We start from the raw sequence: 14,221 nt of genomic DNA on the forward strand, positions 1-14,221 counted from the left end.
CACAGCAGAAACGGTCCCTCAGCGGGCGGCGTCCTCCAGCTCGGCCCGCATCCGGTCGCGGTGCTCGCGCCAGCGCTGGAGCAGCCCGGTGAGCTCCGTCTGCAGGAACTCGAAGAACACCAGCGTCTCGCCGATCCGGCGGCCCGCGGGCGAGTCCTCGCCGAGGCTCACCACGCCCTCGCGCAGGGTGCCCTCCCAGCGGGTGAGGACGTTGTCGCGGCGGGCCAGCGCCTCGTACCACTGGTCGCTGTGCACGCGGTAGCGGTCGCGGCGGGAGCCGGGCTCGCGCTCGCGGCTGACCATGTCGACCTGGGACAGATAGCGGATCGCGCCGGAGACGGCGGCCGGACTGACCTGGAGGCGCTCGCCGAGTTCGGCCGAGGTCAGCACGCCGGAGTCGGAGGCGAGCAGACAGGCGAAGACCCGGGCGGACATCCGCTGCATCCCGGCGTCGACCAGCTGCGCGGCGAACCGCTCGACGAACTGCGCGACCGCCTCGTCGTCGCGGGCGTGCCCGGTGGGGTCCGGACGGGTCCCGGCGGTCCGGTCCGCGCTCCGGTGCTGCTCGCTCATGTCCGCATCATCTCCCCTGATCAGCGACGCCCCTCAACTTTATATGGTTTCTTAACTTCACAAGTTTGTGAATCTAGCGTACCTTCGAAATCATGACCACGGCAATCTCTCCCGCTCCCGCGATCCGGGTGGACGGCCTGCACAAGTCCTTCGGCCGCACCCACGCGCTGGACGGCCTCGATCTGCGGGTCGGCGCCGGTGAGGTGCACGGCTTCCTCGGCCCCAACGGCGCCGGGAAGTCCACGACGATCCGCGTCCTGCTCGGCCTGCTGCGCGCCGACGGCGGCACCGCCCGGCTGCTGGGCAAGGACCCCTGGCAGGACGCCGTCGAGCTGCACCGCCGCCTCGCCTACGTCCCCGGCGACGTCACCCTGTGGCGCAACCTCTCCGGCGGCGAGGTCATCGACCTCTACGGACGGCTGCGCGGCGGACTGGACGCCGGGCGCCGGGCCGAGCTGCTGGAGCGGTTCGAGCTCGACCCCACCAAGAAGGGCCGGACGTACTCCAAGGGCAACCGGCAGAAGGTCGCCCTGGTCGCCGCCTTCGCCTCCGCCCCCGAGGTCGAACTGCTCATCCTCGACGAGCCGACCTCCGGTCTCGACCCGCTGATGGAGGAGGTCTTCCAGAGCTGCGTGGCCGAGGAGCGCGACCGCGGACGCACCGTCCTGCTCTCCAGCCATGTGCTGTCCGAGGTCGAGGCGCTCTGCGACCGCGTCAGCATCATCCGCGGCGGACGCACCGTCGAATCCGGCACGCTGGCGGAGCTGCGGCACCTGACCCGCACCGCGGTCACCGCCGAACTCGCCGGTCCACCGGGCGGACTGGCCACCCTCCCCGGCGTCCACGGGCTGGAACTGCGGGGCGACCGCGTCACCTTCCAGGCCGACACCGACAAGCTCGACGCCGTGCTCCGCTCGCTCGGCGCCTCCGGCGTCCGCAGCCTCACCAGCACCCCGCCCACCCTGGAGGAGCTCTTCCTGCGCCACTACCAGGACGACGCCCGCGGCGCGGCGGTCGCGCGATGACCACCGTGGCCGCACCGCTCCCCGTCCGCGCCGCGCGCACCCGTCAACTGGCGGGCACCGGGCCCCTGCTGCGGCTGGCGCTGCGCCGCGACCGGGTGCTGATCCCGGCATGGGTGCTGGGCCTCGGCGTGGTCGTCGCCGGCACCGGCTCGTCCTTCGAGGCGCTCTACGACACCGCCGCCCGCCGCGCCGCCCTGGCCGTCTCGATGAACGCCAACGGCTCGATGCGCGCGCTGTACGGACCGGTCTTCGGCGACTCCGTGGGCGGGCTCGTCGCCTGGCGGATGGCCGGCTTCGGCGCCGTCCTCGCCGCCATGATGAGTCTGCTGATCGTGGTCCGGCACACCCGCGAGGAGGAGGAGACGGGCCGTCAGGAGCTGCTCTGCGCGGGCGCGGTCGGCCGTCGCGCACCGCTGACCGCGGCCCTGCTGACGGCCCTGCTCGCCGATGCCGCGCTCGCCGTGGTGATCGCGGGCTCGCTGGCCGGCTCCGGGCGGCCGGCGGCCGGTTCGCTCGCGCTCGGCCTCGGCATCGGCGCCACCGGTCTGCTGTTCGCCGCGCTGGCCGCCGTCACCGCCCAGCTCACCGAGAGCGCGCGGCTCGCCAAGGGGCTGACCGGCGCCGTCCTCGGCCTGGCCTTCGCGCTGCGCGCCGCGGGCGACGCCGGCTCCGACGGCGCCACCTCCCCGCTCACCTGGGCCTCCCCGCTCGGCTGGCCGCAGCAGCTGCGCGCCTTCGCCGGCGAACGCTGGTGGCCGCTCGCTCTGTTCGCGGCGGCGACGGCCCTGGTCGTCGCCGTCGCCCACGCCCTGACCGCCCGCCGCGACCTCGGCATGAGCTTTCTGCCCACCCGCCCCGGTCCGGCCCGGGCGCCGCGCTCCCTGAGCGGTCCGCTCGGTCTGGCCTGGCGGCTCCAGCGCACCACCCTGGCGGGCTGGACGCTCGGCTTCCTGTGCGCGGGCGGGATCTTCGGCGGTCTCGCCAAGGGCGCCTCGGACCTGGTCGGCGGCAACGCGCGCACCCGCGAGATCGTCGCGCGGATGGGGGGTCAACAGGACCTGACCGATGCCTTCCTGGCGACGATGGCCGGCCTGCTCGGCATGGTCGCCGCGCTCTTCGCGGTGGGTGCGGTGCTGCGGCTGCACGGCGAGGAGACCGCCGGGCGGGCCGAGCCGGTGCTGGCCGGCGCGGTCGGCCGGCTCCGCTGGGCGGCCGGTCATCTGGCCCTGGCCTTCGGGGGCGGCGCCGTCATCCTGGCCTTCGGCGGCCTGGCCCTGGGCGTCTCCTACGGCGTCTCGGCCGGCGACCCGCTCGGCTGGACCGGCCCGGTGCTGGCCGCCACCCTCGCCCAGGCCCCGGCCGTCTGGACGCTCACCGGTCTGGCGGTCCTCGTCCTCGGCCTGCTCCCCAAGGCCACCGGGGCCGTCTGGGCCCTGGTCGGCGGCTGTCTGGCCCTCGGCTGGGTCGGCCCCTCCCTGGACCTCCCCCGCTGGGCGATGGACCTCTCGCCGTACAGCCATCTGCCCAAGCTGCCCGGCACGGAGGCCACCGCCGCGCCGTTCCTCTGGCTGCTGGCGCTCTCCGCCCTCTTCACCGCCGCCGGTCTGCTGGGCCTGCGCCGGCGCGACCTTGGCTGACCGGGGCGGCGCGAGCGTGTCCACAGGGTGTGGATGCCGCACCCCACCCCCACACGGCAGCACATCGGGGATCCGAAGACCAGTCACCCTGTGCCATTTCACCTGACGGTGCGATAACCCACAGTAACTCTAGAGCGCAGGGTGATGGTCTTGTTACTTTCCGTATGCGTAGCCGTGACCACGGCGCGCGGCATCGGAGGGGATCATGCGACGCATCAGCACCAGGATCGGCATGCTCGCGGCGGCGGCGCTGCTGGCCGTCACCGCGGCCGGGCCCGCCCGGGGGGCGCAGGCGCACGACACCGCCCGGCGCACCGGCACCGACTCCGCGGCCTACTTCGTGATGACCGATGTCACCCGCGCCGAGTTCGTCATCAAGCTCACCGACCCCCGCAAGATCCAGCACGCCCGGGAGCTGCTGAGCGGGGCGACCAGGTCGGAGCCGCATGTCATCGGCCGGATCGAGAAGCGCCCCGCCCCGTACAACGGACGCTGGAGCTTCCATCTCCGCCCGGAGACGATCGACTTCTTCGACTTCGCCATCGAGGTCTGTGACGCCACCACGCCCTATGTCGAGGACCATCTCGACGAGGCCGGCGGCCCGTTCCTGCCCGGGCTGATCTGGTGCCCCTGGAGTTCGACGCTGGTGCGGGAGGTTCCCCAGCCGTAAGGCCCCCGGTCCGGGCCGCCGGCCTGCCCCGCCCACGGCTCCCGGGCGGGGCCCCCGCCGGGGCGGCGGCCCTCATCCTCCCGGAGTCACCAGCCGCGCCTCGTAGGCGAACACCGCCGCCTGGGTGCGGTCCCGCAGCCCCAGCTTCACCAGGATGCGGCTGACGTGCGTCTTCACCGTGGACTCGGCGACGACCAGATGCTCGGCGATCTCGCCGTTCGACAGACCCTGGGCGACCAGCACCAGGACCTCCGTCTCCCGCTCCGTCAGATCGGCGATGCGCTCCTGGGCCGGGGCGCGCGGGGTGCCCAGCCGGGAGAACTCCGAGATCAGCCGCTTGGTGACGGTGGGCGCGAGCAGCGCCTCGCCGGAGGCGACGACCCGTACGCCGTCGGCGAGCTGTCCGGCCGAGGCGTCCTTGAGCAGGAAGCCGCTCGCCCCGGAGCGCAGCGCCTGGTAGACGTACTCGTCCAGATCGAAGGTGGTCAGCACGAGCACCTTGGCGTCCGCGTCGGCGGCCACGATCTCGCGGGTCGCCTCCAGGCCGTTCATCTCCGGCATGCGGATGTCCATCAGGACGACGTCGGGCCGCAGCACCCCGACCTTCTGCACCGCCTGGCGGCCGTCGACGGCCTCGCCGACGACCTCGATGTCCGGCATCGCGTTGAGCAGGACGGAGAAGCCCTCGCGGACCATCACCTGATCGTCGACGATCAGTACACGGATCATGCCTTCTTTCCCCCTGCCGCGGCCTCGCCGGCCGCACTCCCCACCGGAATGAACGCCGCGACCTCGAAGCCGCCGTCCTCGGTGTGGTCGGCGGTCATCTCACCGCCCAGCATTTGTACCCGCTCGCGCATGCCCAGCACACCGTGCCCCGCCCCCGGGGACGGTTTGGCCAGCCGGCTCGGCCGGCCGTTGATGATCCGCAGGCCGATGCCGCCCAGGACGTAGGAGATCTCCACCCGGGCGTCGGCGCCCGGCGAGTGCCGCAGCGCGTTGCTCAGCCCCTCCTGCACGATCCGGTACGCGGACAGCTCCACGCCCTGCGGCAGCTGCCGCGGCGCACCGGTGACCACGGCCTCGACGGTCAGCCCGGCGCCGCGCACGCTGTCCAGCAGCGAGTCGAGGGTGGCGAGGGTGGGCTGCGGGGCCTCCGGGTCGCTCTCCGCGAAGGCGTCCGGATCCGCGGAGCGGACCACGCCCAGGATGCGGCGCAGCTCGGTCAGCGCGGCCACCGCGTTCTCCCGGATCGTCGCGAAGGACGTGGCCAGCTCGGGCGGGGTGTCCGCCACCCGGTACGGGGCGGCCTCGGCCTGGATGGCGATCACGGACATGTGGTGGGCGACCACGTCGTGCAGCTCACGGGCGATCAGGGCACGCTCCTCCAGCAGCGTGCGCCGGGAGCGCTCCTCGGCGGTGACGGTCCGGGTCTCGACGACCTGCCGGCGCTCCTCGCGCCAGGCGCGGACCGCGGCGGCGGAGACCAGCACCACCCCGCAGAACACCGCGACCGGCGGCAGATCGCCGGGATCCCTGCCGATCAGCGCCGTCAGCACGGCCGACAGCGCGAAGGTGACCAGCCACATCTCGATGGCCAGCCGGGGCCGGGTGCGCAGCACCACGAGCACCATCACGGCGAGGTGCGTGGCGAAGGCCGGGCCGCCGAAGACACTGGCGAACGGGGAGGAGAAGCCCACCGTGGTGACCGCCGCCGCCACGAACGCGAACAGCGACAGCCAGTAGGCGCCCACCGGGCGGAAGAGCGTGAGCATCGGCCCCGCGGCGACCAGCGCGCTGAAGCCGGTGACCAGGAGGCCGCGCAGCGAGCCCATCGAGCTTCCGCCGGTGAGGGTCGCCAGGAAGACGCACACGGAGAAGAAGCCCACGGTCAGGTGCGGCAGCCAGCGCGCCCAGTGCCGCAGCCGTTGCGGCAGCCACGGCACCCACCGGGACACCTTGGCGTCCTCCAGCGGCGGCATCGGGCGGAACGCGAAGGCGTCGACGAACAGGTCCTGGCGCAGCCGGTGCAGCGCGCCGTGCGCCATCCGGGCTTCCGAGCGCAGGCTGTCCTGCGTCTGGGTCGTGTCATTCACGCTGACAACGGTAAGCAACCGCACGCCGCCGGGCGTCCTCACCAGTGGGGATCTGTGGGCGTCCGCCTCAGGTACTAGACGGCCGACACAGGAGCCGGGTCAGCACGTCACAGCTGGGGCTGCCGGGAGTGACGGGGGCGTAGTGACCGACGCCGGGCAGCTCGCGCAGCACGGTGGTGGCGGGGCCGCGTGCGGCGTAGCGGCGGGAGAGTTCCGGCGGGACGTCCGGGTCGTCGGTGCCGTGCAGGATCGTGACCGGAATGCCGGCCGGCGGCCGCTGCGCCGGGTCGGCCGCGGCGAGGCGGGCCGGGAAGCCGGGCCCCGCTCCGAGGAGTTCGGCGACCGCACCGCCGCTCAGCCCCAGCGCGTGGGCGCGGGCGAGGTCGGCGACCGGGGAGACGGCCAGCACCCGGGCCACCGGGGTGCCCGGGCGGGCGGCGGCGAGCAGCGCGAGATGGCCGCCCGCGGAGTGGCCGACCAGCACGGGCGACGAGCCGGGCGCCTCGGGCGCCAGGGCCGCGCAGGCCGCGTCGATGCCCGCCGTGACGTCCTCGAACGTCTGCGGCGCCCCGCCGCCCGCCCCGACCCTGCGGTACTCCGCGAGCGCGACCGGCAGCCCCCGCCCGGCCAGCTCCGCGGCGAGCGGCGACAGATGGCGGCGGTCGTAGGCCGCGCGCCAGAATCCGCCGTGCAGCAGGACGACCACCGGGCCGCGGGCCGCCGCGGGCGCGCCGTCGCCCCGCGGCAGATACACATCGACGAGCTGGTCCGGATGCGGCCCGTAGGCCACCGTCCGGTCCGGCGCCACCGGGGCCAGCCCCAGCAGCGCCGACTCCTCGTCCGCGACCGTCACCCGCCGTCCCCCGACGACACCTCGGGCAGCGCCCGCAGCACCTCGCCCAGCACCCGGGCCGCCCGCTCCGCGTCCGCGAAGGAGGTGTAGAGCGGGGTGAAGCCGAAGCGCAGCACGTCGGGCGGGCGGAAGTCGCCGACCACCCCGCGCCGGATCAGCTCGTCCATCACCTGGCCGGCGACCGGGGTTTCACCCTGCCCGAACGGCGAGCCGAGCGCGGGCGCGCAGGCCAGCGACACCTGGCTGCCGCGCCGCTCGTGCGCGGCGGGCGTCAGGGAGCGGACCCGGCCCGGCGGCACACAGGCCTGCACGCACTCCAGGAAGAAGTCGGTCAGGGCCAGGCTCTTGGTGCGGACCGCCTCGATGGACACCCCGTCCCAGACCTCCAGCGCCGCCTCCAGCGCGAGCAGCGAGAGGATGTCGGGGGTGCCTACCCGGCCGCGCGCGATGCCGTGGGCGGGGGTGTGGTCGGGGTCCATCGCGAACGGGTCGGCGTGGGAGTTCCAGCCCGGCAGCGGCGACTCGAACCGCTCCTGGAGGCTCTCGCGGAGGTAGAGGTAGGCGGGCGAACCCGGCCCGCCGTTGAGGTACTTGTACGTGCAGCCGACGGCCAGGTCGACGTGGTGCGCGTCGAGGCCGACCGGCAGCGCACCGGCGCTGTGGCACAGGTCCCAGACGGCGAGCGCGCCCGCGGAGTGCAGCGCGTGGGTGATGCCCGGCAGGTCGTTGAGCCGGCCGGTGCGGTAGTCGACGTGGTTGACCAGTGCCAGCGCGGTCCGCTCGGTGACCTCGTCGGCGATCCGCGCGGGCTCGACCGGGCGCACCGCGAGGCCGGTCATCCGGGCCGCGGACCGGGCGATGTAGCCGTCGGTCGGGAAGGTCGTGGCGTCGACGAGGATCTCCGTGCAGCCCTTGCCGGCCATCCGGACCCCGCCGACCACGGCCTTGAAGATGTTGACGCTGGTGGAGTCGCCGACCACCACCCGGCCCGGCCCGGCACCGATCAGCGGCGCGATCTTGTCGCCGATCCGCTCCGGCGCGGTCCACCAGCCCGACTCGCTCCACGAGCGGATGCGCAGCTCACCCCACTCGCGGGCGATGACATCGGCGAGGCGGTCGGGCACCGCGCGGGGCAGCGCCCCGAGGGAGTTGCCGTCGAGGTAGACGGCGGCGCCGCCCGATGCCTCGTCCGGCGCGGCGTCCAGGACGAAGCGGTCGCGGACCGCGGCCAGCGGGTCGGCCTTGTCCCACTCCCGCGCACGGGCGCTGAGTTCACCCTCCGTGGGGGAGCCGGGGCCGGCCGCGCCGGCGGGGAATCCTGGGATCTCAGACATGACTGCGCGCCGTCCACAGCTCGGGGAAGACATTCTTGCGGGCCCGCTTCTCCAGCCAGGCCACCCCCGCGGAGCCGCCGGTGCCCATCTTGGCGCCCATGGCCCGCCGGGTCGCGACCAGGTGATCGTTGCGCCATCGCCAGACCAGCTCGGCGACATCGGTCAGCGCCTCACCCAGCAGGACGAGGTCCGACTCCTGTGAACCGGCGTAGATCTCGGCCCAGACCGCCTCGACGGCCGGGTCCGGTTCGTAGCGCAGCGCCGGGTCCCGCCGCAGCACGGCCTCCGGTATCGCATGGCCGCGGCGGGCCAGCAGCCGCAGCACCTCGTCCCACAGGCTCGGCTCGTGCAGGGCCTTCTCCAGCTCGGCGCGCTCACGGGGCGCACCGCGGTGCGGCACCAGCATGGAGGCGGACTTCTCACCGAGCAGGAACTCAAGACGCCGGTACATCGCCGACTGGAACCCGGATCCCTCGCCGAGCGCGCTGCGGTAGGCGTTGAACTGCGCCGGGGTCAGCCGGGCCAGCGGCTTCCAGGCGGCGTTCAGCGCCTCCAGCTCGTAGGTGGAGCGGCGCAGCGCGTCGCGGACCACCGTCAGGTCGTCGCGGCGCAGCGCCTCGGCGGCGGTGCACCACTCGTGGACGATGACCGTGAACCACAGCTCCATGACCTGGGTGGTGACCAGGAAGACCATCTCGCCGGGGTCGTCGGAGAGCGGGTGCTGGAGGTGGGTGAGGACATCCGCCTGGACATAGTCCTCGTACGGGGTCGTGCCGCGGGAGCCGATGCTGAGATCGGGGGCGAACGGCGGCTCGGACTCGGCATCGGCCGGTGCGGCGCCGACCGGACAGCCGGGTCCGCCGGGAGCGGTCACCGCGCTGTCCGCGGGATCTGTGGGAGACGGCTGCGACATGAGGGACTCCTCAGGTGCGAACTACCGGGTAGCGGTCCGCCCCTTCCTCGTCGGCTTGGGAGCCCCGGTCCCCTCGGGCTCGGGATGGCCCGGCCCACTGAAATCATCGGTGCTGGACAGCGACCGCGCAAGGGCCGGCCGCGATCACGCGGCCGGCCCCCGGTCGTGCCCTGTTTCCCGTCGCCGGGCCGCCCCAGGAAGGGGCGCCGGCGGTCAGCCGAGGGTGTCGGCCGCGGTCGGCGAGGACTCCCGCAGGAAGGTCGAGCAGCGCGCGTACTCCTCCTGCTCGCCGATCGACCCGGCGGCCCGGGCGAGGGCGTGCAGCGCCCGCAGGAAGCCGCGGTTGGGCTCGTGCTCGAACGGCACCGGGCCGTGGCCCTTCCAGCCGGCCCGGCGCAGCGCGTCCAGCCCGCGGTGGTAGCCGGTGCGGGCGTAGGCGTACGACTCGATGACCCGGCCCCCCTCGAACGCGTCGTCCGCCAGCTGCGCCCAGGCCAGGGAGGAGGCCGGGTACTTCGCGGCGACGTCGGACGGCGCCGTGCCCGCGGCGAGCATCTCGCGGGGCTCGGGGTCGTCGGGCAGATGGGTCGGGGGCGGTCCCCCGAGGAGGTTCTCGTGAATGGCCATGCGTCCCAGTCTGCCTGGTCGCGGGGGCCGGGTGGGACCGGCCGGGGCCGGACCGGGGGCCTCGCGGCGGTCATCGGCCCGCTCATCCGCCCTCCGGCGCCGCTCCGCCGCCCCGCGGCGGCTGCGCCTCCCGCACCCGTATCCCGCCCGGATCGAGCGGCGGGGCGCCCACCCCGCAGTGGAAGGTGCACTCCGGGTGGCACCGCTCCGCCAGGGCCGGCTCGGCAGCCTGCGCCACCGGGGTGCGCACCGTCAGAAACGCGATCAGCGCACCCACCACCAGGATCCCCGCGCACAGCGGCATCGCCCGCCGGAAGGCCGCCCCGAACTGGTCCGCCGAGCGATAGGCCTCCGGGCCGATGCCCGCCAGCAGCGGCAGCGCCGCGACCGCCACCAGGCTCGCCGCCCGGGCCGCCGCGTTGTTGATGCCGCTGGCCAGGCCCGCGCGGTCCACGTCCACCGACGCCAGCACCGTCGAGGTGAGCGGCGCGACCAGCGTCACCATGCCCGCGCCCAGCACCACCAGCGCGGGCAGCACATCGGTGAGGTACGAGGAGCCCCGGTCCGCCCGCGTCATCAGCAGCATCCCCGCGGCGCACAGCAGCGGCCCGACGGTCAGCGGGATCCGGGGCCCGATGCGCTGCCCCAGCGCGCCGGAGCGGGCGGACAGCAGCAGCATCAGCACGGTGGTGGGCAACAGCGCGGTGCCGGCCTGCAGCGCCGAATAGCCCACCACGACCTGGAGCTGGAGCACGGACAGGAAGAAGAAACCGCCGAACGCGGCATAGACGCACAGGGTCACCACGTTGACGGCGGAGAACAGCCGGATGCTGAAGATGGCCGGCGGCAGCATCGGATCCGGCCGCCGCCGTTCGACCCGGACGAAGACCACCCCGAGCAGCACGCCGAGGACCGCGGGCAGGATCACGCCCACCGACGCGCCCCCGGCCGGCGCGGCGATCAGCGCATAGGTCACCCCGGCCAGCGCCAGCGCCCCCAGCACCGCGCCGGGCACGTCGAACCCGCGGCGCTCGCGGGCGTCCCGCTCCCGGGTCTCGGGGACGTGCCGCAGCGCCACCGGCACACACACGGCGGCCAGCGGCACGTTGAGGAAGAACACCCAGCGCCAGCCCGCGCCGTCCACCAGCCAGCCGCCGATGAACGGGCCGACGGCCGCGGCCACCCCGCCGAGCCCGGACCAGGCGCCGACCGCCCGCGGCCGGTCGTCCGGGTGGTAGACGGCCTGGATCAGCGCCAGCGAACCGGGGGTGAGCAGCGCACCGCCCACGCCCTGCAGCGCCCGGGCCGTGATCAGCACCCCCGCGTTCGGCGCCAGCCCGCACAGCAGCGAGGCCGCGGCGAACCACACCACGCCGATCACGAACACCCGGCGCCGGCCGAACCGGTCGCCGAGCGCGCCGCCCAGCAGGATCAGCGAGGAGAGGGTGAGCATGTAGGCGGTGACCGTCCACTGGAGCACGGCCAGATCGGCGTTGAGGTCCTCGCCGATCCTGGGCAGGGCGACATTGACGACGGTGCTGTCGAGCATCGCCATCCCGGACCCCAGCACGGCGGTCGCCAGCACCCACCGGCCCCGTGCCGAGGTCAGCCGGACACCTCCGGGGGCCGCGGACTCCTGCCGTTCACTCATACCGCGAGCTTGCCCGGCGAACCGGCGGTCTGCACGGCGAAGGCCCCGCATCTCACCAGGAGATGCGGGGCCTTCGCACCCGTAAGGGTCGGACCGCCCGGACTACTTGATCTTGGTGCCGGCCGAGCGCAGATGGGTGCAGGCCTCGGTGACGCGCTTGGCCATGCCGGCCTCGGCCAGCTTGCCCCAGCTGCGCGGGTCGTAGGTCTTCTTGTTGCCGACCTCGCCGTCGACCTTCAGCACGCCGTCGTAGTTGCGGAACATGTGGTCCGCGACCGGGCGGGTAAAGGCGTACTGGGTGTCGGTGTCCAGGTTCATCTTGACCACGCCGTTCTCCAGCGCGGTGGCGATCTCCTGCTCGGTGGAGCCGGAGCCGCCGTGAAAGACGAAGTCGAACGGGGCCGACGTGCCGTACTTGGCGCCCACGCCCTCCTGGAGGTCCTTCAGCAGCTCGGGGCGGAGCACGACATTGCCCGGCTTGTACACGCCGTGGACGTTGCCGAAGGAGGCGGCGAGCAGGTAGCGGCCCTTCTCGCCCAGGCCCAGCGCCTCGGCGGTGCGCAGCGCGTCGTCGACCGTGGTGTACAGCTCGTCGTTGATCTCGTGGGTGACGCCGTCCTCCTCGCCGCCGGTCGGGGTGATCTCGACCTCAAGGATGATCTTGGCGGCGGCGGCCTTGGCCAGCAGCTCCTGGCCGATGGCGAGGTTGTCGGCCAGGTTCTCGGCCGAGCCGTCCCACATGTGGGACTGGAAGAGCGGGTTCTGCCCCTTGGCCACGCGCTCCGCGGAGATGTCCAACAGCGGGCGGACGTAGCCGTCGAGCTTGTCCTTGGGGCAGTGGTCGGTGTGCAGCGCGACGGTGACGTCGTACTTCTCCGCCACCACGTGCGCGAACTCGGCGAGGGCTACCGCGCCGGTCACCATGTCCTTCTTGTACTGGCCGCCCAGGAACTCCGCACCACCGGTGGAGATCTGGATGATGCCGTCGCTCTCGGCCTCGGCGAAGCCACGCAGCGCGGCGTGCAGCGTCTGCGTCGACGTGACGTTGATGGCCGGGTAGGCGAACTTTCCTGCCTTCGCCCGGTCCAGCATCTCGTTGTAGACCTCGGGGGTTGCGATGGGCATCTGTCCGCTCCTTGTGTGTGCGGGGTGTGCGTTCTTGGCCCTGACCAGGGGGCGAGGACTTCGCCGAGCACATCTTCCCAGACAAGGCCGATCGGGCCGCATTGCCCGCCCGGCCGTCTCGCACAGTGGGCGGCCGGTTTCACGTGAAACCAGCCGCCCCTCGGCAAAGCCGCAGCTCAGAGTCGTGCCCGCGCCGGAGCGGGGCCCGGCCGGACCTCAGCCCAGGCCGAGGTCACCGAGCTGGTAGCCGGTGAGGTAGGGCAGGCCGGCCTCGGCGATGGCCGACGCGGCACCCCGGTCCACGATCGTCGCCACCGCGACGACCTCGGCACCCGCCTCCCGCGCCGCCTCGACGGCGGTCAGCGGCGAGCCGCCGGTGGTGGAGGTGTCCTCGACGACCAGGACCCGGCGGCCCGTGATGTCCGGGCCCTCGATGCGGCGCTGCATGCCGTGCGCCTTCTGCGCCTTGCGGACGACGAAGGAGTCCAGCCGCCGGCCGCGCGCGGCCGAGGCGTGCAGCATCGACGTCGCGACCGGGTCGGCGCCGAGCGTGAGCCCGCCGACCGCGTCGTAGTCCAGCTCGGCGGTCAGGTCCAGCATCAGCTGCCCGACCAGCGGCGCGGCCTCGCCGTCCAGGGTGATCCGGCGCAGGTCGATGTAGTAGTCGGCCTCCTTGCCGGAGGAAAGCGTCACCTTGCCGTGCACCACGGCCTTGTTCTTGATCTGCTGCAGCAGCGCGCCGCGCACGTCGTCACTCATACGCACGAGCTTAGGCGCTGTCCCCGGCCAGGCTCCGCCAGCTCCAGGTCATGGAGACCTCCAGCGGATCGATGGGGGTGACCAGGCGCGGCAGGGTGTTGAGACCGTTCGGCGGGCCGGACTGCGGCTCGACACAGACCGCCTCTTCCTGCTCGTCGTAGACCACCACCCACTCGGCGCGGCTGGCGACCGTCAGCTCCAGCCGTCCCGGCCAGGTGAGCGTGGCCCGGACGCCCTGCGGCATGCCGAAGCAGTCGTCCCAGGGGCCGGGCACCGGCGGGATCCGCCGGCCGGTGGGGAGGTGGTCCTCGCCCCGCTCCTCCTGCCACTCGGGCGCGAAGTCGAGCCGGACGTCCTCGCCGCCCTCCCCCAGATTCCGCCGGAACCAGGGGTGCCAGCCTGCCTGGGCGGGGAAGGAGTCGTCGATCGTCTCGATGCCCAGGGTGACGGTCAGCGAGCCGCCGTCCTCGGCCAGTTCGACGAGCTGGGTGACCCGGCCCGGGTACGGCCAGGGGGCCGCCGGGTCGGTGAGTTCATAGGTGAAGACCGCCTCGGTGGCGCTCGAACGCGCCGTCCGCCAGCGGAGGTTGCGGCCGGTGCCGTGGATGGCGTGCGGCGCGGCGTTGAGCGGCATCTGGTGCAGTACGCCGCCGCCCCGCGCCCCGTTGCCCGCGGCGACGCCGCTGCGGAACTGCCCGTGGTCGAGCCTGCCGCACCACGGAACCATCGGGAAGCAGCCGTAATGGTCGCCCTGCCGCAGCAGCTCCGTGCCGCCGACACGGAGGCCGGCGATCCGGCAGCCGTTGTCCGGCCGGACGATCACTTCGGCGTCTCCGGCGGCCAGCCGTACGCCCTGAGGCGCCCCGGTCCGCGCTGCGTGCTGCGTGGTGTTGTCGGTACTCACGCAGGCGACCCTAGCGGGGCCCGGTTCCCCGGGGCGGGACGCCGCGGCCTCCCG

Annotated in this window: 14 protein-coding genes; 3 read left to right on the forward strand and 11 right to left on the reverse strand. The window is 73.7% G+C overall.

Going from position 1 to position 14,221, the window contains the following annotated elements:
• Positions 1 to 18: 18 nt before the first annotated feature.
• Positions 19 to 573, reverse strand: a complete 555-nt coding sequence (locus ACQP17_RS17450; RefSeq protein WP_433857106.1) for a GbsR/MarR family transcriptional regulator — start codon at positions 571 to 573, stop codon at positions 19 to 21.
• A gap of 92 nt (positions 574 to 665) precedes the next feature.
• Here ACQP17_RS17450 and ACQP17_RS17455 point away from each other — a divergent pair, with 92 nt between their 5' ends.
• The 3 genes from ACQP17_RS17455 (at position 666) to ACQP17_RS17465 (ending at position 3,905) form a co-directional block, all read left to right on the forward strand.
• Entirely contained in the window at positions 666 to 1,598 is a 933-nt protein-coding gene (locus ACQP17_RS17455; protein WP_433857107.1) for an ABC transporter ATP-binding protein, read from the forward strand.
• On the forward strand, positions 1,595 to 3,235 hold the full coding sequence (locus tag ACQP17_RS17460) for an ABC transporter permease (RefSeq protein ID WP_433857108.1): 1,641 nt from the start codon (positions 1,595 to 1,597) through the stop codon (positions 3,233 to 3,235). The genes ACQP17_RS17455 and ACQP17_RS17460 overlap by 4 nt, the downstream gene beginning before the upstream one ends.
• A gap of 205 nt (positions 3,236 to 3,440) precedes the next feature.
• Positions 3,441 to 3,905: a calmodulin-binding protein gene (locus ACQP17_RS17465; protein WP_433857109.1), complete on the forward strand. Its 465-nt coding sequence runs from the start codon at positions 3,441 to 3,443 to the stop codon at positions 3,903 to 3,905.
• Positions 3,906 to 3,977: 72 nt separating this feature from the next.
• Here the strand turns inward: ACQP17_RS17465 and ACQP17_RS17470 are convergent, their stop codons facing one another.
• From ACQP17_RS17470 to ACQP17_RS17515, 10 genes are all read right to left on the reverse strand, one after another.
• Positions 3,978 to 4,634 carry a response regulator gene (locus ACQP17_RS17470; protein ID WP_433857110.1) on the reverse strand — a complete coding sequence of 219 codons (657 nt, stop codon included), beginning with the start codon at positions 4,632 to 4,634 and terminating at the stop codon, positions 3,978 to 3,980.
• Entirely contained in the window at positions 4,631 to 5,953 is a 1,323-nt protein-coding gene (locus ACQP17_RS17475) for a sensor histidine kinase (protein WP_433859929.1), read from the reverse strand. Before ACQP17_RS17475 ends, ACQP17_RS17470 begins: the two co-directional genes overlap by 4 nt.
• A 115-nt stretch (positions 5,954 to 6,068) precedes the next feature.
• Positions 6,069 to 6,854 (reverse strand): alpha/beta hydrolase family protein, encoded by a 786-nt coding sequence (locus ACQP17_RS17480; protein ID WP_433857111.1) that lies wholly within the window; start codon positions 6,852 to 6,854, stop codon positions 6,069 to 6,071.
• Positions 6,851 to 8,188, reverse strand: coding sequence for a kynureninase (kynU, locus tag ACQP17_RS17485; protein WP_433857112.1), 1,338 nt, complete (start codon positions 8,186 to 8,188; stop codon positions 6,851 to 6,853). Before kynU ends, ACQP17_RS17480 begins: the two co-directional genes overlap by 4 nt.
• Complete coding sequence (locus ACQP17_RS17490) at positions 8,181 to 9,101, reverse strand: tryptophan 2,3-dioxygenase family protein (protein ID WP_433857113.1); 921 nt, start codon at positions 9,099 to 9,101, stop codon at positions 8,181 to 8,183. Before ACQP17_RS17490 ends, kynU begins: the two co-directional genes overlap by 8 nt.
• Positions 9,102 to 9,314: 213 nt before the next feature.
• Positions 9,315 to 9,728, reverse strand: coding sequence for a DUF3151 domain-containing protein (locus ACQP17_RS17495; RefSeq protein WP_364881978.1), 414 nt, complete (start codon positions 9,726 to 9,728; stop codon positions 9,315 to 9,317).
• An 82-nt stretch (positions 9,729 to 9,810) separates the two neighbouring features.
• Entirely contained in the window at positions 9,811 to 11,379 is a 1,569-nt protein-coding gene (locus tag ACQP17_RS17500) for an MFS transporter (protein ID WP_433857114.1), read from the reverse strand.
• Positions 11,380 to 11,481: 102 nt separating this feature from the next.
• Complete coding sequence (fbaA, locus tag ACQP17_RS17505; protein ID WP_249638193.1) at positions 11,482 to 12,504, reverse strand: class II fructose-bisphosphate aldolase; 1,023 nt, start codon at positions 12,502 to 12,504, stop codon at positions 11,482 to 11,484.
• Between the two features lie 216 nt (positions 12,505 to 12,720).
• Positions 12,721 to 13,263 (reverse strand): orotate phosphoribosyltransferase, encoded by a 543-nt coding sequence (gene pyrE, locus ACQP17_RS17510; RefSeq protein ID WP_364881972.1) that lies wholly within the window; start codon positions 13,261 to 13,263, stop codon positions 12,721 to 12,723.
• 10 nt (positions 13,264 to 13,273) lie between these two features.
• Complete coding sequence (locus tag ACQP17_RS17515; RefSeq protein ID WP_433857115.1) at positions 13,274 to 14,167, reverse strand: aldose 1-epimerase; 894 nt, start codon at positions 14,165 to 14,167, stop codon at positions 13,274 to 13,276.
• Between the last annotated feature and the right edge of the window lie 54 nt (positions 14,168 to 14,221).

It is taken from the genome of Streptomyces kronopolitis, from assembly GCF_050953795.1.
GTDB classification, from domain to species: Bacteria; Actinomycetota; Actinomycetes; order Streptomycetales; family Streptomycetaceae; genus Streptomyces; species Streptomyces kronopolitis_A.